Source organism: Rahnella sp. CG8 (assembly GCF_023701875.1).
Lineage (GTDB): Bacteria > Pseudomonadota > Gammaproteobacteria > Enterobacterales > Enterobacteriaceae > Rahnella > Rahnella aceris.
The window spans coordinates 64616-86994 of record NZ_JABAED010000003.1 but is presented as its reverse complement, the minus strand read 5'-3'; the positions used below and the strand labels follow the sequence as shown (position 1 = coordinate 86994).

The 22379-nt window shown below is 53.1% G+C and carries 19 protein-coding genes; 11 read left to right on the top strand and 8 right to left on the bottom strand.

What is annotated here, in order from left to right:
• Positions 1–92: 92 nt before the first annotated feature.
• The 6 genes from mgtA to HGO41_RS03775 all read right to left on the bottom strand — a co-directional run bounded on the left by mgtA (position 93) and on the right by HGO41_RS03775 (position 9643).
• Positions 93–2807: a magnesium-translocating P-type ATPase gene (gene mgtA, locus HGO41_RS03800; protein ID WP_250980793.1), complete on the bottom strand. Its 2715-nt coding sequence runs from the start codon at positions 2805–2807 to the stop codon at positions 93–95.
• A gap of 281 nt (positions 2808–3088) precedes the next feature.
• On the bottom strand, positions 3089–3361 hold the full coding sequence (locus HGO41_RS03795; RefSeq protein ID WP_250980792.1) for a hypothetical protein: 273 nt from the start codon (positions 3359–3361) through the stop codon (positions 3089–3091).
• Between the two features lie 345 nt (positions 3362–3706).
• Positions 3707–4387 carry an oligogalacturonate-specific porin KdgM family protein gene (locus HGO41_RS03790; protein WP_013577725.1) on the bottom strand — a complete coding sequence of 227 codons (681 nt, stop codon included), beginning with the start codon at positions 4385–4387 and terminating at the stop codon, positions 3707–3709.
• Between the two features lie 68 nt (positions 4388–4455).
• Positions 4456–6624, bottom strand: a complete 2169-nt coding sequence (locus tag HGO41_RS03785) for a right-handed parallel beta-helix repeat-containing protein (RefSeq protein ID WP_250980791.1) — start codon at positions 6622–6624, stop codon at positions 4456–4458.
• Between the two features lie 86 nt (positions 6625–6710).
• A complete protein-coding gene (locus HGO41_RS03780; protein WP_014416485.1) occupies positions 6711–8276 on the bottom strand; it encodes an MFS transporter in 1566 nt (521 codons plus the stop codon).
• 386 nt (positions 8277–8662) lie between these two features.
• Positions 8663–9643, bottom strand: a complete 981-nt coding sequence (locus tag HGO41_RS03775) for a VirK/YbjX family protein (RefSeq protein ID WP_250980790.1) — start codon at positions 9641–9643, stop codon at positions 8663–8665.
• A 296-nt stretch (positions 9644–9939) separates the two neighbouring features.
• Between HGO41_RS03775 and phoC the strand changes: the two genes are divergently transcribed.
• The 4 genes from phoC to HGO41_RS03755 all read left to right on the top strand — a co-directional run bounded on the left by phoC (position 9940) and on the right by HGO41_RS03755 (position 12163).
• Positions 9940–10677 carry an acid phosphatase PhoC gene (phoC, locus tag HGO41_RS03770; protein ID WP_013577729.1) on the top strand — a complete coding sequence of 246 codons (738 nt, stop codon included), beginning with the start codon at positions 9940–9942 and terminating at the stop codon, positions 10675–10677.
• A gap of 168 nt (positions 10678–10845) precedes the next feature.
• Positions 10846–11337, top strand: coding sequence for an Hcp family type VI secretion system effector (locus HGO41_RS03765; protein WP_013577730.1), 492 nt, complete (start codon positions 10846–10848; stop codon positions 11335–11337).
• A 12-nt stretch (positions 11338–11349) separates the two neighbouring features.
• Entirely contained in the window at positions 11350–11874 is a 525-nt protein-coding gene (locus tag HGO41_RS03760) for a DUF2778 domain-containing protein (RefSeq protein WP_013577731.1), read from the top strand.
• Positions 11852–12163, top strand: a complete 312-nt coding sequence (locus HGO41_RS03755; RefSeq protein WP_013577732.1) for a hypothetical protein — start codon at positions 11852–11854, stop codon at positions 12161–12163. The genes HGO41_RS03760 and HGO41_RS03755 overlap by 23 nt, the downstream gene beginning before the upstream one ends.
• Before the next feature lie 51 nt (positions 12164–12214).
• Here the strand turns inward: HGO41_RS03755 and HGO41_RS03750 are convergent, their stop codons facing one another.
• Entirely contained in the window at positions 12215–13297 is a 1083-nt protein-coding gene (locus tag HGO41_RS03750) for an oxidoreductase (protein ID WP_013577733.1), read from the bottom strand.
• Between the two features lie 221 nt (positions 13298–13518).
• Here HGO41_RS03750 and HGO41_RS03745 point away from each other — a divergent pair, with 221 nt between their 5' ends.
• The gene (locus tag HGO41_RS03745; RefSeq protein WP_250980789.1) at positions 13519–14586 is read left to right on the top strand and encodes a sugar ABC transporter substrate-binding protein; all 1068 of its coding nucleotides are present in this window, start codon (positions 13519–13521) and stop codon (positions 14584–14586) included.
• Positions 14587–14595: 9 nt separating this feature from the next.
• The gene (locus HGO41_RS03740; RefSeq protein ID WP_250980788.1) at positions 14596–15843 is read left to right on the top strand and encodes an LVIVD repeat-containing protein; all 1248 of its coding nucleotides are present in this window, start codon (positions 14596–14598) and stop codon (positions 15841–15843) included.
• Positions 15844–15863: 20 nt separating this feature from the next.
• Here the strand turns inward: HGO41_RS03740 and HGO41_RS03735 are convergent, their stop codons facing one another.
• The gene (locus HGO41_RS03735; protein ID WP_013577736.1) at positions 15864–16787 is read right to left on the bottom strand and encodes a DMT family transporter; all 924 of its coding nucleotides are present in this window, start codon (positions 16785–16787) and stop codon (positions 15864–15866) included.
• Between the two features lie 140 nt (positions 16788–16927).
• On the opposite strand from HGO41_RS03735, the gene HGO41_RS03730 reads away from it, so the two are divergent.
• From HGO41_RS03730 to HGO41_RS03710, 5 genes are all read left to right on the top strand, one after another.
• Positions 16928–17650 carry a 2-phosphosulfolactate phosphatase gene (locus HGO41_RS03730; RefSeq protein ID WP_013577737.1) on the top strand — a complete coding sequence of 241 codons (723 nt, stop codon included), beginning with the start codon at positions 16928–16930 and terminating at the stop codon, positions 17648–17650.
• 129 nt (positions 17651–17779) lie between these two features.
• On the top strand, positions 17780–19225 hold the full coding sequence (locus tag HGO41_RS03725; RefSeq protein ID WP_223509580.1) for a DHA2 family efflux MFS transporter permease subunit: 1446 nt from the start codon (positions 17780–17782) through the stop codon (positions 19223–19225).
• Positions 19226–19275: 50 nt separating this feature from the next.
• Positions 19276–20166 (top strand): dihydrodipicolinate synthase family protein, encoded by an 891-nt coding sequence (locus HGO41_RS03720; RefSeq protein ID WP_250980787.1) that lies wholly within the window; start codon positions 19276–19278, stop codon positions 20164–20166.
• Positions 20167–20409: 243 nt separating this feature from the next.
• Positions 20410–20817 (top strand): hypothetical protein, encoded by a 408-nt coding sequence (locus HGO41_RS03715; RefSeq protein ID WP_013577740.1) that lies wholly within the window; start codon positions 20410–20412, stop codon positions 20815–20817.
• A gap of 209 nt (positions 20818–21026) precedes the next feature.
• On the top strand, positions 21027–22376 hold the full coding sequence (locus HGO41_RS03710; RefSeq protein WP_241917368.1) for an SrfA family protein: 1350 nt from the start codon (positions 21027–21029) through the stop codon (positions 22374–22376).
• Positions 22377–22379: the final 3 nt, after the last annotated feature.

Genomic DNA, 22379 nt, shown 5'->3' with positions numbered 1-22379 from the left:
GTTATTCGTTACAGCGGTTAACGCGCATCACAGCGGGTGCAGGTGCCGTCATCGCGACGGCACCCGGTTTCTGCGTATAACAGTTCAGCAGATCAGAACCACTGTTTGAAACGGCGGATATAAATCGTTTTCATACCTTGTGCCACGCAGCAGTAAGCCAGCAGCGTACCGGCCAGCCACGGGAAGTATTCCCACGGCAGCGCCTGCAATCCGACAATCGGTCCGAGCGGAGAGAACGGCACGTAGATACCGACCGCCATGACCAGACCGGTCATCAGCATCACCGGCCAGGCGGCAGTGCTCTGAATGAACGGGATCTTCCGGGTGCGCAGCATATGCACCACCAGTGTTTGTGACAGCAGCCCTTCCACAAACCAGCCAGACTGGAACAGCGTCTGCATCGATTCACTGTTGGCGCTGAACACAAACCACATCAGCGCAAAGGTGGTCATATCGAAAATCGATGAGGTCGGGCCAATCCATACCATAAAGCGGCCGATGTTTTTTGCGTCCCACTTACGCGGTTTTTTCAGGAACTCCTTGTCGATTTTGTCCCACGGCAGTGCCAGCTGGGAGATGTCATACATCAGGTTTTGCAGCAGCAAATGAATCGCCAGCATCGGCAGGAACGGAATAAACGCACTGGCGACCAGCACAGAGAACACGTTGCCGAAGTTAGAACTGGCCGTCATATTGAGGTATTTCATGATATTGCCGAAAGTCTCGCGCCCTTTCAGCACGCCCTCTTCCAGCACCATCAGGCTTTTTTCCAGCAGGATAATATCGGCTGACTCTTTGGCGATATCGGTGCCGCTGTCGACGGAAATGCCGACATCAGCATCCCGCAGCGCAGGCGCGTCGTTGATCCCGTCGCCCAAAAATCCGACAGTGTGGCCGTTGGCCTGCAACGCTTTCAGCACGCGGGATTTTTGCAGCGGCGTCAGCTTGGCAAACACCGTGCGTTCTTCCACCAGCTGGCGCAGTGAGGCATCATCGAGGCGTTCAACCTGCGAGCCGAGTAACGGTTCACCCGGCTCCAGACCGACCTGACGGCAGATACGGCTGGTCACGATGGCGTTATCGCCGGTCAGCACTTTCACCGTCACACCGATATCACGCAGTGCGGCAATCGCCGGACCCGCAGATTCTTTCGGCGGATCAAGGAAGGTCAGGAATCCGCTGATGATCAGATCATGCTCATCGTCAGTGCCATACTGTTTTTTGACGTCGGCTTTCGGGATCGTCCGGGTCGCCACCACCAGCACACGGAAGCCATCCTGGTTGTAGTCGTTGGCCATCGCCAGTAACGCGTCACGACGTGAAGGATTCAGTGCCACCACTTTGCCGTTTTCATGCATATGGGTGGAAATACTGAGCATTTCTTCCACCGCGCCTTTGCACACCAGCAGGTGATTCTCCAGCGGATCCTTCACCACGATCGACAGGCGACGACGGATAAAATCGAACGGCATTTCATCGACCTTGCGGTAGCCCTGTGGCCTGACGAAGCCCGGTGTGTTTTCGGAGAAGTAAATCACCGCCTGATCCATCAGGTTTTTGATGCCGCTCTGATGAAAACTGTTCAGCCACGCCAGTTGCAGCACGGAATCATTGTTCTGACCGTGCGTATCGATGTGGTGCTCAAGAATGATTTTATCTTGCGTCAGCGTGCCGGTTTTGTCCGTACACAGCACGTCCATGGCGCCAAGGTTCTGGATAGCGTTCAGGCGTTTTACGACCACTTTACGCTTCGCCATTGCCACTGCGCCTTTCGCCAGATTGGCGCTGACGATCATTGGCAGCATTTCCGGCGTCAGACCCACGGCTACCGCCACCGCGAACAGCAGCGCGTCCCACCATTCACCTTTAGTAATGCCGTTGAGCAGGAACACCACCGGCACCATTACCAGCATGAAACGGATCAGCAACCCGCTGACGCTGTTCACGCCGCGATCAAAGGCCGTTTGAGCGCGGGTACCGACAATGGCTTTGGCAAGCGATCCGAAATACGTCCGTGCGCCGGTCGCCACGACCACCGCCTGCGCGGTGCCACTGACCACGTTGGTGCCCATGAAACAGATGTTGGGAATATCCAGCAGGTTTTCGTTTTCCTCATTGAGGGCGCTGGCCGATTTAGGGGCGACATCGCCCATCGTGTCGTACTTTTCGACCGGCAACGCTTCACCGGTCAGCACTGCCTGACTGATAAATAAGTCACGGGATTCGATCAGCCGCACATCGGCCGGGATCATATCCCCGGCGTAAAGCTGCACGATGTCACCGACCACCAACTGACGCATCGGGATTTCACACAGTTTGCCCTGCCTGCCCGGCATGTCGCGGCGCAATACGGTGGCAGTGGTGCGAACCATGGCTTTCAGCGCTTCGGCGGATTTTGCCGAACGGTATTCCTGCCAGAAACGCACCAGCCCGCTGAGGCCGACCATCGCGCAAATGATGTAAACCGACACCAGATCCGTTTCTTCTCCGGCGCGCAGCGGCAGCCAGTAATCGGTAAAGAAGCTGATTATCGCCAGCACGGCGAGCACATAAATAAACGGGTTGTTGAATGCTTTGATTAACTGAACCAGCGCGTGAGGTGGCCTGTCGTGTGCCACTTCGTTGTAGCCTTCTTTCTCCAGCCGTTTCGCCGCTTCCCCATGCGTGAGGCCCGCGCGGCTGGCATTAACATTAATCAGCGTCACGTCAATGCCGTTTTTGGCTTCCTGAGCGGCGCGCATGGAGAGCGCCTGTTTCTTTCTTTCTGCTGTTTTTCTTTCGAGTGTATTGTTGTTTTGTACAGTCATGGTGGTACTCCTGTCACCGGATAACGTGCAGGGGAATAATGTCGCCTGTTATTTCAGGCAGTAAAAACCCTTCACGTTATTTCAGTGATCGGTATTAAATTCATATCGCGCAGAATTCCCCGCCGTTTATTATCCTTTAATTAAAAAGGGCCTAAACAGAGTGAAACCGATAGTGTGTCTTTTATTGACACGTAACTTTTCTGTGTTTTTTATTACGCGAAGAATTTCTATTTCGCGGATAATAAAAAGACAGAGCCGTCAGGCATCAGTCAGGACGATGTTCAGCGCAGCGTAATGCCGGGACTGAATAAGATGAGGGATAACCGACTTTGTGGTTCTTCGCTGTCAGAAACGATGCAACGTTGCTCCAGTTGACCGGTGACAGGGCTGACACGCCATGTGGTGATGCGTGCGTTCATCCTGCTGATTTTAGAAGAAAAAATGGATGGAGAGTCTTTCTTATGCGCAGCCAGCGTCCGGTCGCGGGACGGGCGTACACGCAAAGTGGATGTCAGGGTTTTGACATCAGAAAAAAGGGTAGATTTGAACTTCATAACACACCTCGGGACCGTGACATTCAGGTTGAGGTGAGATTACACCAGAGCATCAGGCTCTGGTGAGGCGCACCCAAACGGTGAAATGATCACAATCGATTTTATGTTTACTGTTCCGGTGCGCTATTTCAGCGTCATCCGGCAAGTTACTGGTTACAGTGTCCATTAGTCTCTTATGTAAAGTTAATAAAGGCCGCTACTTCCGGCTCGTGCAATTTACCCATGCGCCCTATTATTGTCAACCCGCAAAAACTGCTTAATATGTTTCGTTTATATTTCAGTGAGGAAATAGCCGGACAGCATGCGCTGACCGGCTGACAGACGTCACACCGTAATGTGATAACGTCAGAAATTATATTGGATCCCCAGGCGTAAACGGGTTTGCCTTTCGTCGGTGGTTTTCCTGACCGAAACATCACCGATCTCGGCATAAGGCGTCCATTGCTTGTTAATATTATACGCGACCTTTAAATCCTGCTCATAATCCCATTTGTCGTTGTCATACAGGATCTGATCGCTGTGTTTATAAATATAGTTATATTCAAATCGCCAGTCTGCCAGACGGTAACCCAGCCATATTTCGCCGCGATTGGTTTTACGGTCTTCGGTATTTTCTTTGGTATAACGGGTATATTCATAACGATAACGGGCATTGAAATAAATGCCGCTGTCAAAGGTATATCCCGCAGTTAAAAATGGTTTGTAGATACTGCTGTCAGAGCTGGACTCCAGCGTGAATCCCGGCTGGACGAACACTTCTGGCGTCACTTTAACCTGATAGCTGATGGTACTTTCTGTACCATTATCTACCAGATTATTAAAGGGTTTATTCTCATTGTCGCCGCCGGATTTCCATTTAGCCTCCAGCGAGAAACCGAACCCGTTGGCGAAGCGGTGGGAGACCAGCGCCCTGTCTTTATGTTGTTTACTGTCATCGAGCCATTCGTGGCGAAGGTCAATTGTGACGGCCTGACTGCTGGCGCTGGCCAGCAGTAAACCGCAGATCATCAGTCTGCTATTTTTCATTTTTATAAATCCCAGAGATATTGAGTAGTATTGTTTTATATAAAGTATTGACTATTAATAACGCCGCTTTATTTGTTTTTCAAAAAGTCAGCGTAATTAAATCCGCCGTCTGAAAGACGGGTAATCGGATCCGGCAACCGCAGAGAAATATAATCTCCCGGTTTAATTTCCTGATGCTTTGTATTCACCGTTTTGTGGTCAGCGTAAAAATAATTACTGTTATCCACATTACCGGTCACGGCATCGTCATACTTTCCTGCGGTGGTGCGCAGCGAAATGTTGTCCTTAAAAGTGCCCTGCTTGTCAGCCGTGGTGTATGGCGAAGGCCGGAACAGGAAGTTGAAGCGTTTGTTATCGACTGCGCGGTTGTCTTCGATAACCAGCGCACCCGGATTGAAGTTGTCGGTAAAGCCGTCCATGCCGTTGCTGACCGCGACGTTGTGACGCACCACATGGCTGACCGGTAATCCTTCGCCACCCAGTTTGAAGCCATTGCTGCCGTTGTTCACTGACAGGCTGTGCTCAATGGTCACACTGCCGTTCGGGCCGTCTTCGATTTTGTTGAACAGGTCGAAACCATCGTCAATGTTGTCGTGGGAATAACAGTTCACCAGCCGGTTACCCTCGCCCACGCGCATTTTGACGGCAAATCCGTCGGCGTTCTTGCGCCCCGGATCCTGATTTCCCCAGGACTCAGCATTGCTGATGAGATTATGGCTGGCCCATAATGCCCGCCCGATGCCGTCCGGCGATGCCACCCAGATGCCGGTATCATCGGCGTGATGCGCCTTAACGCGGTCGATATGGTTATAGCTTCCGGCAATATGAAAGCTTTTTTGCGTAACGGTAATGCCCTGAATATTCCAGTAGCTGGCATTGAGTGTCAGGCCGTTAAACACTACGTTGTCGCCCTGTGCACGCAGGGTTTTCCGGTTTTTTTCGGTGCCGCTGGCGGTTGCCGGGATCACGCTTTCCGGATAATCACCCTCTTTCAGCCACAGCGTGCCGCCCGGTGCTAAAAGATTAACGGCACTGTTAAAATCAAGCGGATGTTCAGCCGAGCCGTCATTACCTGCCGCGCCAGCCGGTGAAACATACAACTGGTCAGGATTGCTGACCAGCGCCATACTCACCGCAAATTCCTGCGTCACCGGTTTGCCGTCTGCCGGGGTGTAGGTTATTTTCAGCGCTGTCACCGGTTGTTCAGCATGAAACGCAACCGCGACCACTTCACCACCGCGTACCGCTTTTTGCGGCAACAGCGGTTTGCCATTCTGAACAACCTGCACCTGTCCGTCACCGTTAGTACGTAACTGGAACACGCTGTCGCGGCGGGTAATGACCGGCGATGACATCACCTCAATACGCGCATTAAGTGACGGTGTCACATACGGCGCAGAGGGCTGAGTATGCGCTTCGCTGAGTGTCAGCTTTGCGTGATCTACCGTCATTTTGGCATTGCGTGAGGCGAAGAAACCGACGTAATACCCGGTTTTATCCAGTTGTGTCACGCTGTCCGCGCGCTGCACGGATTTGCTTACCCACTGATCGCTGCCTTGTGGCGCATAGGCGACGGTAAAACCGTTGTCCGTGCGGGTCAGTCGCAGCGAAAAACGGGCTGGCGTACTCAGCGGATGATAGCTTTCACGTACCATGCTGATGCCGGTATTTCCCCAGGGTTGCTGTACGCCCTGACGGGCAATCATCGCCAGCACCGGCGGTTTATCGCCGATGGCCATGACGCTGTTCATCACCATATTTGATGCTGCCGGTAACTCCTCAATCCCCGGTTTGGTCACCGGCTCACGCGGATTGCCCAGAATATCGCGTACCAGTAATCCGGCCCCTTCCTGCCCGGCGGGTTTCGCACCATTTTCCGGCCCGAACTGGTTGAGTGTGATCTCCGCTTCAAGCTGGAAATTCACCTCCGCCGGTAAGCGTGTATAGAAATAAGTTAAGCCGTCGTGACTGTTACCGACTTTGCCGCCACGGCTTTCGAGTGTGAACGGCGTGCTGAGCACGGTGCCCGCCGCCGGAACTGCTTTGCCATCTGCCAGTAAGGTTTCGTTCATGCCGATTTTCTCCGGCAGAACGTTGGTGGCGAAATTGACGTCGGTTGACTGACCAAATGTGATGCTGTGCCAGACCAGTTTGCCGGTATCCGGCAATGCAGCGGCCAGGCTTTGTGCGCTCATTCCGAGGGACAGCGCGACAATGACAAATTTTGATGCCCACATAATCGTTCTTATCCTAAAAACGTGAGGGGTCACTGGCCGGTGACCCGGCCAGTCGGAAAAGTGGAAAAATAGAGTTAAATCAGCTGTTAAGGTTGTTGTGTGGTACTCACCATCGGTTTGGGTTCGGTGACCTCAACGGCAGGCGTATCGAAAATTTTGCGGCAGACGACGCTGTTACCCCAGCACTGTTCATACGGATAACCAATCAGTTCTTCCATCACCGCCCGTACTTCCGGCTGAACCTGGCTAATCTGCCCGCCCGCTTTGATACGTGCTACTTCGCCCAGCACCACAAGGTGAGTTTTGCGGTTCAGTTTCATCTGATTACTGAACACGATAGCCATCAGCGCCAGCGCAATAACACCGATACAGAACACCAGCGCAATCGCCATCACCGCACTTTCAGGCTGGGTATGAGATTTGGACTGGAAGCCGTAGAAGCTCAAAATGGCACCCATCACGAAAACAATCACCGAGCGCATCAGTTTGCCGGAGAAGGTCATCGCACCGGCGTAAATCCCCTCGCGGCGACGACCGGTGAAGGCTTCGTCAATGTCCGCCAGGAAGGTATAAACCGTCCACGGAATGTAATACACGCCGCCGGTACCGATACCGAAGATGACCGTGATAGTCAGCATGGCCGCTGTGGCATATTGCTGCGGCAGATGCAGGACGTGCAGCAGGCTGTAGCAAATGACCGAGAAAATCACGATGCCCAGCGCCAGAATGTAAGGCTTGCTGAACCCGTGCCTGACGCAGATGCCGATAAATATCGCGGTAGAGAACAGTTGCAGCATCGAGTTCAGGCTGCTCAGACCGGCAACCATCGTCGGATCATATTGCAGCACGAAAATAATGAAGTAGGTGAAAACGGAAGCAAACAGCCATTCTGCCCCGAAGCCACACAGATACATGCCCAGATGCTTACGGAACACACGCAGGTGGAATGTCGATTTCATGTCGCGAACCAGCGTCAGCATGGTTTTGCCGAGGGTCATTTTCTTCTCATCGACCGGCGTGGTTTCTTCTACCGGGCGTTCCCAGGAAGAGAGATACAACATGCCCAGGGCGATAAACAAGATCACGCCATACGTCAGTGCGGTGTAGAAAAACGGCTGCGCGGAGTCTTTGCCGTAGATCAGAATGAACTGGCCCGGAATGAACGCGGCGAGGAAGTTCGCTACTTTGCCGAAAATCGCTTTATAGCCGGTCAGTTTTGAACGGGCGGAGAAATCGGTAGTCATTTCGGTCGCGAGGGTTTCATACGGCACCATCACCGAGGTGTAAATCAGCTCGAACATCACGTAAGTCGAGAGGTAATACCAGAATCCGAAGCCTTCAACCCACAGCAACGGATAGAACATCATCAGTGGCACGCCGAGTAAAATGAAGAAACGGCGGCGGCCAAAACGTTTGCCGAGGCGTGTTTTACCAAAGTTATCCGAGAGATAACCCATCAGCGGGTTACTGATGGCATCGATGATGCTGGCGACGGAGAAGATCGCCGATGCCTGTAGCAGCGTCAGGCCACAAAATGTGGTGTAGAAGTACAGCAGCCAGATCCCGGCGATCGCCAGTGCACCGCTGCCCAACAGATTTCCGCCGCCATACGCCAGCTGATGTTTAAATAAAATAGGTTTTTCTGCGTTCATAGGTTATCCGCCCAGAGAGATATTTATAAAATGAACCGGTGTTTTGTTTTTATAGAGATGACGTTTTATATAGGCGGGATGAATGAATAGATGTGAATAACATCACATTTAAAACAGCAGGGGGCGGCTGGCGATAAGATTTTGCGATACGTGTAACATTCCTCACCATCAAAAATACACAATTCACGAGATGGTTCAGATCGTATTAGTTTTAAATCGAATGATTAACTGACTATTGCTCTACAAAACCGCCACTTAACCCATGCGGGAATTTTACATCCGTATCAGAATTTTCGTTGAAGGTCAGGCATAAGCGTTGGGGGGACTGAACAAAAGGCCGTTCCCTGGCCCCTGATACAGCGGGTGATTTACGGGTAAATCTGAGGTCAGGCGTTCAGTAAAGACGCTGTGCTCTCATGCAATTCATCAAGCAAGGTATAACGCTTGCGGTATTCGGAACGTTTCTTGCTGGCAATCTCTTCCATCGGTTTGCGCGGCAGTTCCAGTGGTACGTGATATAAGGCTGAAGACGCGGGCGTGGCGCTGATGGAATCCCAGAATTCGTTATAACTGGCGACAAATACGTTTTTCTTGCGGTGACGGTAGCGCAGGCTGCGGAACACATGGCCGGTATCGCTGACCGCAAGAATGCGCTGTACGCCGGTTTCGGCCGCGACACGTTGCAGGCTTTCCAGCAGCAGGCGTTTCGGGAACAACCCGTAACAGGATTTGGTCGCCTGCTTAATCACTTCATGTGGCGTTGAGCGGTGTGCCCCCTGGAAGCCGCCGATAATCAGCGTCCTCCCTTGCGGACGTTTCACAATGCTAAACGTCAGCGCCGCAAGCAGCGTGTCCCCCATATAAAGGAACATGTTGGCCTCGCCTTCGCGCTCAGATTTGCCGATGGAACCCAGCACCACCTGGAAAGCTTCACCGTCTTTGCCGGTGAACCGGGTGATGGTGTTGCCGGTTGCGCTCAGAAAGGTATTGCGCAGGCGGACGTTTTCCAGGTTTTTGACGAATGTATAGTGATCAACCAGTGCATCAGCACGTCCGGCAGAATGTAAACCGAGGTGCAGATACGGCTTATGAATTTTACTCGGCAATTTGGTCTGTACGGTGAAAGCTTCCTGCCAGACCGGCTCAGCAGCCATCTTATTCAGCACCTTCAGGGTATCGAGCGGATGCAGTAAGGTGCGCACGGCGTATTTGACCCGGAACATCCGGTCGCGCCACAGGGTGTCCGGCACGCACGTTCCGCTCAGAAGATCGACAAACAGGCTGAATCCGCTGGTTTTTTTAATGGTGTGTTCAACGGGATACGCTTCGCTGAGTGATTCGGTTTCATTGAGAGGGATGTGTTCCATGATCTATTTCCGATGCCTGAAATAATCACGGTATCACCCAATTTTTAAACCTCTTTACAACGTGGTTTTAAAGAGAAGCGAGGTTGTCGGAATAAGTGCGGGCCGTTTAGCTGCCGTTTATCCGGGGTGACTGAAAGCAGTCTCACTGCCTGATATCTATTGATATGCGTGATGAGTTTCTCGTTTTCGGACATCATACAAACGCTATTGCACAGAATTTGGTTAACTTAGAAATGTTGGGAAATGTTACGAAAATGAATTCGTGATGATCATTCAGCAGTTGTAAGGAAACTTTGATGAAAATTATTACTACTTTTTGCCTCGCCAGTCTTTTCACTGTCAATGCGTTTGCCCTGACCGGCAACGATGCGACCACCAAACCAGACCTCTACTACTTAAAAAACGATCAGGCGATTAACAGTCTGGCGCTGCTTCCGCCACCACCCGCAGTGGGCAGTATTGCTTTTTTGAACGATCAGGCCATGTATGAACAGGGTCGTCTGCTGCGCTCAACTGAACGTGGCAAACTGGCGGCAGAAGATGCCAACCTGAGTGCGGGTGGTGTCGCGAACGCCTTCTCCGGTGCCTTTGGTTCGCCAATCACCGCCAAAGACACCCCGGAACTGCACAAACTGCTGACCAATATGATTGAAGATGCAGGTGATCTGGCGACGCGTTCCGCCAAAGAAAAGTACATGCGCATTCGTCCGTTTGCCTTCTACGGCGTGCCGACCTGTAACACCACCGAGCAGGATAAACTGTCGAAAAACGGTTCGTATCCTTCCGGCCACACCTCAATTGGCTGGGCCACCGCGCTGGTGCTGACCGAAATTAACCCGCAGCGCCAGGACCAAATCCTGCAACGCGGTTTCGATTTAGGTCAGAGCCGGGTAATTTGCGGCTACCACTGGCAAAGTGATGTCGATGCCGCGCGCATCGTCGGTTCCGCAGTAGTGGCAACCCTGCATACCAACTCTGCTTTCCAGCAACAGTTGCAAAAAGCCAAAGAAGAGTTTGCGAAGCAGCATCCGTAAATATTGCTGGCCTCCCCGGCCTGATCTTCGTAAAAGCCGGGGAGTCTGTAATGCCACATCTCTCATTGATACTAAATTTCTGAAAATTGCTTTTTTGCAACGGTCACTAATTGTTAACTCCCCTTCGCAGGCATAACGTCATTCCTCATTTTAAAAAGGAGTTTCATTATGGCTAGCCCCGCATATCTCTGGCTATACGATGCAAATGGCGCACTACTTTATGGCGGTTCTGAGGTTTTAAGCCGTGAAGGCGCGATCGAGATTCAAAGCTTCACGCATGGTCTTTCCGTACCCTTCGATGGCAATACCGGTCGGCTGACATCTACCCGTGTTCATCAAACCATGGGACTTGTAAAAGAGTTCGATAAATCTACTCCCTACCTCTACCGTGCCGTCGCCACCAGCGAAAAGCTGCAAAAGGCGGTGATTAAATGGTATCGCATTAATGCGGCTGGTATGGAGGAAGAGTTTTTGAATATGACAATGGAAGGCGTGCGTATACTTAACATCAATCCACATATGCACAATTTCAAACAAGCTGACGGACAGGCCAGTATGCCCACGGAGTCCATTGGCCTTGGGTATCAGAAAATTACATGGTTGTACCTCGACGGACATATCAGTTTTACCGATCAGTGGAACTCCAGCATTTACGCATAAACGGAGACAGGGATGATTTCATGCAGAGTGGATTTTAATCGCCTTTATGAGAGTGGAAAAATTGCAAAACTTTATTGTGCTGGGGTTGGGATCTTTCCTGTATTTTCAGGCTTATTCCCGCACACAAACAGAATAGGTTGTGGAGGTAATGAGAATGGGCCAATTCCGACGGGTAAATACTGGATTGTTGACCGCCCCAGAGGGGGAGTGAGGTCGAGATTAAAGGAGTACGAAAAGCATATTCGCACGGGTAATGATTACTCATCTTGGTTTGCCCTGTATCGACAAGATGGCTTGATTGATGATTCAACTTATATCGGTGAGACCTTGCGCAGAAGTTTCCGTTTGCATCCATTGCGACCGGATGGTACCGGCGTATCAGATGGGTGTTTAACATTCATGTATCATGCCGATTTTGACAAGCTCAGAAGCGCGTTGTTGAATTCGCACACTAGAGACATCCCAATCATACATCTGAAGGCATATGGAGAAATCGAAGTTACGGGGGATATGAATGCGCCATGCCTTATTCTGTAAGATAGCGGTGCGGCTGGCGCTTTTTATTTTTATAGATTACTACCTGCTGTCGCCCTTCCCCGGCTGGCTGATTGATTATGAATACATCAAATCGATAGCCATCGCGGATTATTTTGATCAACTGATGAAACCAGATTACGGAGCCCCCCCATGGCCTGGATTGCAGGATGATATTTTTGTCGTGTTGCTCTCCGTCACAGGATTAATTCCAACCTTGTTGATAATGGTTATGATTGAGGCAATTGTGAAGGCAGGCATTAAGGTCGTTAAACGTAAAAATATAAAGTAAACCCGGCTGATGCCGGGTTTTTCTGTTCAGGGAATTAAAGACCCCGATACCTTATTTATTCTCAACAAACTCAAACGCCAGACGCAGTTGTTCGGCGTTGGGGTTTCCCGGCAACAGATGAATGGATTCTCCGGGCTGGAGCGTGCGCTCAATCAGTCGGGAAAGCTGTTTCTCATCATGAATATCCACCTGCAACTGCGCCAGACTGACCGGCAGATCCAGCACTTTGTACAGCGCGGTTAACTGCTGCACCACTTCCGGTTGATTGAGCAGCGCGCTTTGCACCAGAATGCCGTAAGCGACTTTGGTGCCGTGCAGGAAGGCGTCAGTTTGGGGCAGCGCGGTCAGGCCGTTATGCACCGAATGCGCCGCTGCGATACGCGTATACCGGTCGCCCAGCCCGCCCACTAATCCGCCGCCCGCAATAATGGCGTCGAGCACATTGAGGAATGGCTGCGTCAGTTGATTATCGTCCTGCGCCTGTAATGCCGCTTCGCTTTCGTTGAGCAACACATCCCGAATGGTCAGCGCGGTATTCAGGCCGAGCTGCACGGTTAAGGGCAGTTTTTCCGGCTGCGGGCTGAGTACCACCGCTTCGTACCATTTCGCCAGCGTATCGCCGATCCCGGCCAGCAGATATTCCTTCGGTGCGCGCAGAATAATGCGCGGTTCGACCAGCACCAGATGGTTGGCGTCGTTGAATATTTCGTAACGCAGCGCCTGCCCTTCGTCGTTATACCACACAGACAATGGCGTCCAGGCCGCACAGGTCGCGGCAATGGTCGGAATGGCCACTACCGGCAATCCCAGACGACGCGCCACCACTTTGGCGGTATCCAGCACCGCACCGCCGCCGATGCCGATCACCACCTGCCGGTCATTGCCGCCGATATGCGCAATGCGCTGTACTTCAGTTTCGCTGCAATGTGCCGCGAACAACACACGCTTCGCCTGCGGGGCAGTAAACGCTTGCGGCAGGAAATCTTGCGCAGCCACTAGTGCACGCTCGCCGTAAATCCACAGCGCGTTATCCAGTTGTTGCGGCGTATAAAACTGCGCCAGCCGGTCGATGGCACCGGGGGAAGAAAAGTAGTTGGCAGGGCCGGTAACCACACGGATATCTGTATCACTCATGGGGAAATCCTTAATTCAGAAGCTGTTAACATCCTACGCCCGGACATCCGGATGGCTAATACTCTTTGGCATTAACTTATGCCTTTTCGTTCGTTGCCAAGTGTTACCCGGTCATGAAAACTCGGACAATCAATTCATTAACCCACTATAAAAGCCTGCACAAAGGGCTCGCGTGAATTGTCCTCCCGTTAAATGATGATTAACCACACAGGGTAATAAACATGAAACTGTTCTCCGCGTCGTTACTGGCGTTAAGTTTGCTCTCCGTTTTTCCATCTTTCGCCGCAGATACTGCACCGGTGCCGAAAGCCATTGCCGATCATAAAGGGCCGGTGCGCATAGCGGTGATCCGCAATCTGGGCTCAGATGACAACACCACGCAGTTTGTGTCCGGCGCCATTCAGGAAGGCCGCAAACTGGGCTTTCAGGTGAATACTTTCCTCAGTAACGGCGATGACGCGAAATTCCAGGATTTCGTCAATCAGGCCATCAGCCAGAAATACGACGGTATTATTTTGTCGCAGGGGCGTGACCCGTATTCCACCGATTTGCTGAAACGTATTACCGCCAGCGGCATTCCGGTATCCGTGTTTGATACCGCCGTGAACGGCGATATTCCCGGCGTGACGGTCACGCAACAGGATGACGCCTCGCTCACCGATCTTTCCGTCGGGCAACTGGTGAAAGATTTCAACGGTAAAGCCAATATCGTCAAACTGTGGGTGGCCGGTTTCCCGCCGATGGAACGTCGTCAGGATGCCTATAAAAAAGTATTAGCCACCCATCCTGGCATTCATGAGCTGGAATCGGTCGGCGCCGTGTCGTCGGATGTTCAGGGCGATACCGCCAATAAAATCGGCGCGCTGCTGGCGAAATACCCGAAAGGCAAAATCGACGCGATCTGGGGAACCTGGGATGCCTTCAGTCAGGGGGCGTATAAAGCCTTGCAGGAGAATGGCCGCACCGAAATCAAACTCTACAGCATCGATATTTCCAATCAGGATATCGGTCTGATGCGTGCGGCCAACAGCCCGTGGAAACTCAGCGTGGCGGTGGATCCGAAACTGATCGGCGCGATCAACCTGCGTCTGGTCGCTAACAAAATTGCCGGTGAAAAAACGCCAGAGACTTATGAATTCAAAGCCTCGGCTATCCCACAGGCGTTGCTGACAAGCAACCCTGATGCCGTGAACGTCGCATCGCTGGCGAAAGTGATTCCGGGCTGGGGCAAATCTGATGATTTCATCGCGCCGTGGTTCGCCACCCTTGAAGCACAGCACAAAAAATAAGGCCGGACTATGACAACGCAATCTCTCCCGACCCCGGAATACAGTCGTAATATGCGACTGATCGGCCACAGCGATCAGGGCGGAAAACCTGACGGCGTACAGGTAATGGTCCATCGTGGATACGCGTATATCGGCCACATGGTGTCGCAGGGTTTCTCCATTGTGGATGTGCGTGATGCCAAAAATCCGCGCCCTGCCGGTTTTGTGGCGGCACCGCCGGGCACCTGGAATGTGCATCTGCAGGCGCACGACGATTTACTGCTGGTGGTCAACGCCCGTGATTTGTTCGCAGATGTCCGCTTCGCCGATGAAAAAGTCTATTACACCCGCTCCGTCAGCGAGACGGTTCAGGGTACGCAGCAGCGTGGCTGGAGCGCCGGTGTGCGTATCTTTGATATTTCGGTGCCCGATCAACCAAAAGAAATCAGCTTTCTCGCGCTGGAAGGTATCGGCGTACATCGCATCTGGTATGTCGGCGGGCGCTGGGCGTACGTTTCAGCCCTGATTGATGGCTACAGCGATTATATTTTCCTGACGATTGATCTGGCCGACCCGCGCAATCCGCAGGTCGCCGGACGCTGGTGGCTGCCGGGGATGCATACCGCAGGCGGTGAAACGCCGGACTGGCCGGAAGGTAAACGTTATGCGCTGCACCATGCCATTATCAGCGGGGATACGGCATATGCCAGCTGGCGTGACGGCGGCCTGACGTTGCTGGATATCAAAGACCGCAGCGCGCCACAACTGATTTCTCACCGCAACTGGAGTCCGCCATTTGGCGGCGGCACGCATACCGCGCTGCCGTTGCCGGACCGGGATTTGCTGGTCGTGCTCGACGAGGCAGTGCTGGATAATCAGGAAGATGGCGAAAAGCTGATCTGGCTGTTTGACGTGCGCGAGCCGTCGAATCCGGTGAGTATTTCGACCTTTCCGCAGCCGGAGGAACGGGATTACGTCAGCAAAGGGGCGCATTTCGGGCCGCACAATTTGCATGAAAACCGGCCGGGCAGCTTTATCAGTTCAACGCTGATTTTCGCGACCTACCAGAATGCGGGTGTACGTGCGTACGACATCAGCAATCCGTACCAGCCGAAAGAAACCGGTGCGCTGGTGCCCGCTGCGCCCGTTACCATGATGGATAAACGTCCTGGCAGGCCGCAGGTGATTCAGTCCTGCGACGTGTTTGTCGATGCGCAGGGAATTATCTACAGCACCGACTATAACGGCGGATTATCCATTATCGAATATCTCGGCTGATCCCTTGCCCGCCTCTGAACTTATCGGGTTCCGGGTGCGGGCGTTTTTGTTTTTCCTGCCACTGACTTGCCCGGACTGAGGACCAGCCACACCGCCACGCAAATCAGAATGCCGCCCGCAAAAAAACCTTCTGACAGCGTTTCATTCAGCAGCAGATAACCCCACAGAATACCGAACGGCGGGATCAGAAACGTCACGGTCATGCTGCGCAGCGGGCCGATATCGGCAATCAGCCGGAAATACAAAATGTACGCCCACGCGGTGCAGATGAAACCGACTGCCAGCACACAGAGCCAGACCAGCGGTTGCGCCCAGGTCACCGGCGCTTCGGTAGCCGAGGTATAAAGGAAAAAGGGCAACAGGAACAGTGTCGCGCCGAGCTGGCTACCGGTCGCCACCAGTTTGGGATCCAACCCGCCACGTTCGCTGATCCAGCGTCGTGTCAGGAAACCGGCCACTGCATAACAGCCTGTCGCCACCAGGCAGGCGATGACGCCCGCCAGTAATTGCGGCACCGATTCCGCACTGCCGGTGGTGGTGAGCAAGGTAATGCCGAACAGGCCGGTGAGTACACCGAGCGCTTTTTTCAGCGTCACGGTTTCATGAAAGAATAAACCGCCGAGCACGACACCCATCAGCGGCGTGGTGGCGTTGAGAATGGCGGAATAACCGGCGGGTAACCAACGTGCTGCCAGACAATACATCAGAAAAGGCAAACCGGAGTTGATCACCCCGAGCAGCAGCGAGCGGCCAAATTTATGCTGATAATCACGCGGCGTTCTCAGTACCGCAAGGATCACGACCAGTCCGACAAATCCGAACAGTACGCGAAGAAACGCCGTATTGATGGCACCGAACGCCGGAGCCGCCACGCGCATAAACAGAAAACTGCCACCCCAGATCGCCGCCAGCAGTAGCAATCGGCAATAATCCCCACTTTTCATTCACATCCCCTATTGAACATTGTCTGATGTCTTGTTTTATTGATGCAGGCGAATAACTAAAACGTGTTAATCAGTGTAGTGAATGTTCCGCCCGAAAAACCCTCTTTTTCTTGCTTTGTAATTCTGATGAAGGCGCTGTAATGACTGATTTCTCACAAGCTGATTTTGACGTGCGTCTGGAATGGGGCGCGCAGGCGGTGGAGCATCTGGCGGCAGATGCCGATTGCATCGTGATTATTGATGTCATGTCGTTTTCTACCTGCGTGAGTATCGCCACCGCGCGCGGTGGAACGGTGTTTCCGTATCCGTGGAAGGATGCCAGCGCGCAGCAATATGCCGCTGAGCGGAATGCGCAGTGCGCGCAATTTGACCGGCGTTTTCAGGGGCCGGGGTTCACCCTTTCGCCCTGCTCTCTGCAGGAAATGGTTAGCGGAACGCGGCTGGTATTGCCTTCGCCGAACGGATCGGCGCTGACCTTTCAAGCCAAAACACACAATGCGGCGATTTTCACCGCCTGCTTGCGCAATCTCACCGCCACGGCGCGTGCCTGTGAAAAGTATCCACGCATTCTGGTGATCCCCGCCGGTGAAAAATGGCCGGACAATAGTCTTCGCCCGGGGCTTGAAGATCTGGTCGCTGCGGGGGGATTGATTTCACGGCTGCGCAATCGTCAGTTGTCAGCAGAAGCCCGCGCGGCGCAGGCGGTTTATCAAAACCTGACGCTTGCAGAACTTGCAGATTGCGGCTCAGCACGCGAACTCACCCGACGCGGTTTTGCTGCTGATGTTGCGCTGTGTCTGCAGGAAGATGTCAGTGATTTCGCTTGTCAGTTGCAGGATGATTTTTTCACGTCGGCCGACTAAGCGTAAAAATCGCTCTTTTTGATCTTCATTTGATCTATAACCCGTATAAAGGTGTGTGATAGGTTTAATACTTATCATCTATCTTTTGCTGCAGCGTGTAGCGAGTGGGTTTTTCCGGGACAGAACACAATGAGCCACAGTAAACCGGATGCGTCAGAACATCCGCAGGGAGATTCCGCAGTTAATACCGGGATCTCCGTTATTGCTTTATTGGTTGCCGCTGCTTTCTTCATGGAGTTTATCGACGGTACGGTGATAGCCACCGCACTGCCGCAAATGGCGATTTCTTTCGGGGTATCTGCTGTTGATCTGAATGCCGGGATGAGCGCCTATATGCTCACGCTGGCGGTATTGATCCCCGCCAGCGGCTGGGCGGCGGAGCGTTTTGGTGCCCGCAACGTGTTCACGTTTGCGCTCGGCGTTTTCACGCTGGCCTCACTGTTTTGTGCAATGGCCTCCAGCGTCAGTGAATTTATCATTCTGCGTATTATTCAGGGGATCGGCGGCGCGTTGATGGTGCCGGTCGGGCGTCTGACGGTGTTGAAAACGACGCCGAAGCCGCAGCTGATTAAAGCTATTGCCACCCTGACCTGGCCTGCGCTGGTCGCGCCAATCCTCGGGCCACCGCTCGGCGGGTTTATCACCCATTACGCCTCGTGGCACTGGATTTTCTATATCAATGTGCCGCTCGGGATTATCGCGATGATGCTGGCATGGCGTCTGTTTCCGCAGGAACCTTCCGCGGAGCCGAAGCATTTCGACAAACCGGGGTTTGTACTGACCGGTCTGGCGATGCTTTCGCTGGTGACCGGTCTGGAGCTGATCAGTCAGGACCACATTTTATGGACCGCCGCCATACTGTTGCTGGTGACGGGAGTGGTGCTTTCGGTGCTGGCTATCCGGCATCTTTACCGCGACCCCGAACCGATGGTTCATCTCGGGGCGATAGTCATTCCGACGTTTCGTATCAGTATGGGAGGCGGTTCTCTGTTTCGCGTGACCATCAGCGCCGTGCCGTTCCTGCTGCCGCTGATGTTGCAGGTCGGATTTGGCATGGATCCCTTCCATGCCGGCTTGCTGGTGCTGGCGGTATTTGCCGGTAATCTGGCGATGAAACCGGCCACTACGCCGCTGATCCGTCGTTTCGGTTTTCGCCCGGTGCTGGTGGTTAACGGTCTGCTGAGCGTTTTCTCGCTGTTGTTCTGCGCGTTTCTGACGCCTGACTCGCCTGACTGGCTGGTGATGGTATTGCTTTTTCTCGGCGGCCTGAGCCGTTCGATGCAGTTCACCGGCATCAGCACGCTGGCGTTTTCCGACGTGCCTGCGAAACAAATGGCCGATGCCAATACTCTGTTCAGCACGGTGTTGCAACTGTCTGTCGGGCTTGGGATTACCGTCGGCGCGCTCGGTACCCGTCTTGGTGAACAACTGGTTGATGCGCTGGACTGGGCGTCTGTGCCCGGCATGAGTTTCAAAATCTCCTTCGTGGTTATTGCTGTGCTGACGTTGATCGGCTGGCTGGATATGTTGCGCCTGAAACCGGATGCCGGTTCCTCCGTTTCGGGCAAAAAGTGAATCGCTGCTCTATGATGAGTCGTGTTAATTAACCCTTACGGGAGAACCCGATGTTCACAGGATTAAGTGCTTTTCCTCTTACGCCGCTGACTGAAAAAGGTATTGATGAGAAATCTTTTGTCAGGCTGATGGAACGGCTGGTCAGTGCGGGTGTGGACTCCATTGGTGCGCTCGGCTCGACGGGCAGTTATGCCTATCTGAAGCACAGTGAACGCGACCGCGTTGCGCGGCTGGCAGTAGAACACGCCAATGGTATTCCGGTGATGGTCAGTATCGGCTCGGTGCGGACTTCCGATGTATTGCATCTTGCAGAAGATGCCCAGCGGGCAGGCGTCAGCGCCGTGTTGCTGGCACCGGTGTCGTATCAGAAACTGACGCAAGATGAAGTGTTTACGCTGTATGAAACCGTCAGCCGACATCTTTCCGTGCCGTTGTGTGTTTACGACAATCCGGCCACCACGCATTTCGATTTCACCGATGAGCTTTACGGACGTATCGCGCAATTGCCGCATGTGGGCAGTATCAAAATTCCCGGACTTTCAGCGGATCCGCTCGTCACGCGTAAACGGCTTGACCAACTCCGTCGACTTGTCCCTTCTCATGTGACACTTGGCGCGGCGGGCGATCTGGCGGCCGCCACGGTGCTGACGCAAGGCGGCGATGTCTGGTACTCCGTCATTGCCGGATTGTTCCCGGAAATTCCGGTAGCCATTACGCGTGCGGCCCAAAACGGGGATACTCAAACTGCGCAGGCTTTATCGGCACAGCTTGAACCGTTATGGGAACTGTTCCGCCAGCACGGCAGCCTGCGTGTTGTGGCCGCCGCAGCGGAAATTCTTGGCCTGGTATCGGTCCCTTGTCTGCCGTTACCGCTTCAGTCGTTGTCGGCCGATGCCCGTCAGCATCTTACTTCCGTGCTTGATACCTTATTTCAGCACTGAAAAACTGCCTGAAACAGGGTGGATTATTAATTAAGTTCCTTTCTAAATCTAATGACATTCACAGTGTGAATGTCATTATCTTACAGCGTGTTACCCTGCCGTTTTATCCTTGCGTCATATCACTTTTTTCTGATTTTAAGGGGTCGGAATAAATCGCTTTCTATTATTATGCGTCGCGGCTGAAAGGCTATTTTCCGCCGCGCGGAGAGGTTTGTTTTTAACTGAAAGTCAAAAGGAATGATAATGCCATACGGTGATAATGGTCAGGGACTCTTTCGCAGAGGGCAGCTTGAGCAACAAATAATCAGAACCACCAAGTTCTCGATTTACGCGCAGGCGGTGTATTGCGTTAACAGAATGCTGCGCGAGGCCAATGTCGGTATTTCGGAGCAGGCGTACCAAAGCATCTCACGCAATATTACTGCGGTGACAAACGGACGCCTTTACGAAACATCGGCTTCACTTTCAGAAGCGCGGGTATTTGCACGTGATACTGCGGGGGCGATAAAAGCCGGTGATTTTAAATCGGCGGCGATCACAGCCAGTGGCGCTGCGATCAACGCCATTGGCGGGCCGCTGTTTTTTGGTCATTATGACCGTAACAAACTGATGGCGATAGAACGCCATCTGTACGATAACTTCCACCTGTAATTTTCTGACGACCACATGGGGGCTGACAGTGCGTTTTGCCCCCGTACGGGTTTCCCCTCTTTTGCCTCGCGCTCCACGCCACAAACAGCCACCCTTTTTATCGCTTATTCACCCGTTTGATTTCGCTTAAATCGCCTAAAGTGGCAGCATCATGAACCTTTTCTGCCTGCGCGCTGGCGCGGAGCAAAACACATAAAGGCTATTCAGGCGTGGCAAAATCATTTTTACGCAGTGGCAGTCTCAATGACATCCTTGCACTGGGCGAAAACGGGCTACCGGTTTACGCATCAGCCCTGCAATTACGCGAAACCTTACGTCTGCGTAAACAACCGGTGATTGCCGACTGTCTGGCGATCCCGCAGCTTAATGAGGCCGGTGACCGCCTCGACTGGTATTCCCCCCGTGAAGGTAAAGTCGTTTCCTGGGCCGCTGCCACAGATGCCGCGCGCGCATCGGCTTTGCGCCAGCTCGAGAACTGTCTCGACACCGTGTCGCAAATCAGCAAAGCGGCAAAATCTTCTGAGAAACCCGCCACTCAGTTTTTTGGCTCGTTACTGGAAAAAGCCTTCCGTTTTCCGGATCAAAACCATGTGTATCTGGTCGGAGGGCAGCCTGTACTGACCTTCTGGGGCTTCCTGAGCCTCGACAGCGTCAGTAATCCTGATCCTTTTGCGGCGCTGCGCAATACGCTGACCGCCGATGAACCCCTGCCAGCGCTGTCGCTGGTAGCAGAAAAAATCAAAGCGCCGGAACCGGTCATTGAAAAGCCGGAACCTGTGCGGGTAATTAAAACCATTGAAGCCCGCGCGGCTGAACAGGAAATTACGGCACCGGAAGCGGTTGCGACCCCGCGCCGTAAAAAATCTCCGCTGATCTTGGCACTGCCGGTCGCGGCGCTGGTCGTCGCCGGTTCTGCCGCAAGCTGGTTATATTCCCGTACGCCTGCGCCAAAAGTTGAAACCGCGAAGACCGAAGCGCCGAAACCTGCTGCGACAACGGAACCGGCGGTGATTGCCCCGCCACTGGTGGCTGAAGAAGTGAAATCCCCCGAAGTGAAGACGCCGGAACCGACACCGTTACCGGTCGCACCGGCCGCCGTGGTGGTGCCTTCTCCGGAGCCCGTCGCGGAAGTGGAAAAAACACCGGTCGCTGCTGTACCGGCTGTGCCTGTCAGCAAAAATGCCTTAGTGATGCCACCTGATGCGGTAAAAATCGGCTCGACCAAATTTCTCAACGGTAACTGGAATGTGGTGGTGGATATCAAAGATCCGGTTACCGGTAAACCGCCGGTGTTGCGTTATCAGTTTAAACAGGGTCAGGGTACGGTAAAAATTACCTACGGCGCGGGCGTGACCTGCCGCACGGTGGCAAATGCCGGTCTGATGCAATCAGGAAATCTGGTGATTAACAGCCGTTACCGGGCGAAATGCAGCGACGGCTCCCGTTATCAGATGCCGGAAATCAGTTGTACTCAGGGCGCGACTGGCGCTGCCGTGTGTCAGGGGCGTTATACCGGCGACACGGTTTACCCAATGACCATTAAGCGTGAAGGTAAATAACAG

Bases quoted from the DNA above. Each gene is read 5' to 3' on its own strand.
- mgtA (WP_250980793.1), bottom strand. From the start codon at position 2,807: ATGACTGTACAAAACAACAATACACTCGAAAGAAAAACAGCAGAAAGA.
- HGO41_RS03795 (WP_250980792.1), bottom strand. From the start codon at position 3,361: ATGAAGTTCAAATCTACCCTTTTTTCTGATGTCAAAACCCTGACATCC.
- HGO41_RS03790 (WP_013577725.1), bottom strand. From the start codon at position 4,387: ATGAAAAATAGCAGACTGATGATCTGCGGTTTACTGCTGGCCAGCGCC.
- HGO41_RS03785 (WP_250980791.1), bottom strand. From the start codon at position 6,624: ATGTGGGCATCAAAATTTGTCATTGTCGCGCTGTCCCTCGGAATGAGC.
- HGO41_RS03780 (WP_014416485.1), bottom strand. From the start codon at position 8,276: ATGAACGCAGAAAAACCTATTTTATTTAAACATCAGCTGGCGTATGGC.
- HGO41_RS03775 (WP_250980790.1), bottom strand. From the start codon at position 9,643: ATGGAACACATCCCTCTCAATGAAACCGAATCACTCAGCGAAGCGTAT.
- phoC (WP_013577729.1), top strand. From the start codon at position 9,940: ATGAAAATTATTACTACTTTTTGCCTCGCCAGTCTTTTCACTGTCAAT.
- HGO41_RS03765 (WP_013577730.1), top strand. From the start codon at position 10,846: ATGGCTAGCCCCGCATATCTCTGGCTATACGATGCAAATGGCGCACTA.
- HGO41_RS03760 (WP_013577731.1), top strand. From the start codon at position 11,350: ATGATTTCATGCAGAGTGGATTTTAATCGCCTTTATGAGAGTGGAAAA.
- HGO41_RS03755 (WP_013577732.1), top strand. From the start codon at position 11,852: ATGCGCCATGCCTTATTCTGTAAGATAGCGGTGCGGCTGGCGCTTTTT.
- HGO41_RS03750 (WP_013577733.1), bottom strand. From the start codon at position 13,297: ATGAGTGATACAGATATCCGTGTGGTTACCGGCCCTGCCAACTACTTT.
- HGO41_RS03745 (WP_250980789.1), top strand. From the start codon at position 13,519: ATGAAACTGTTCTCCGCGTCGTTACTGGCGTTAAGTTTGCTCTCCGTT.
- HGO41_RS03740 (WP_250980788.1), top strand. From the start codon at position 14,596: ATGACAACGCAATCTCTCCCGACCCCGGAATACAGTCGTAATATGCGA.
- HGO41_RS03735 (WP_013577736.1), bottom strand. From the start codon at position 16,787: ATGAAAAGTGGGGATTATTGCCGATTGCTACTGCTGGCGGCGATCTGG.
- HGO41_RS03730 (WP_013577737.1), top strand. From the start codon at position 16,928: ATGACTGATTTCTCACAAGCTGATTTTGACGTGCGTCTGGAATGGGGC.
- HGO41_RS03725 (WP_223509580.1), top strand. From the start codon at position 17,780: ATGAGCCACAGTAAACCGGATGCGTCAGAACATCCGCAGGGAGATTCC.
- HGO41_RS03720 (WP_250980787.1), top strand. From the start codon at position 19,276: ATGTTCACAGGATTAAGTGCTTTTCCTCTTACGCCGCTGACTGAAAAA.
- HGO41_RS03715 (WP_013577740.1), top strand. From the start codon at position 20,410: ATGCCATACGGTGATAATGGTCAGGGACTCTTTCGCAGAGGGCAGCTT.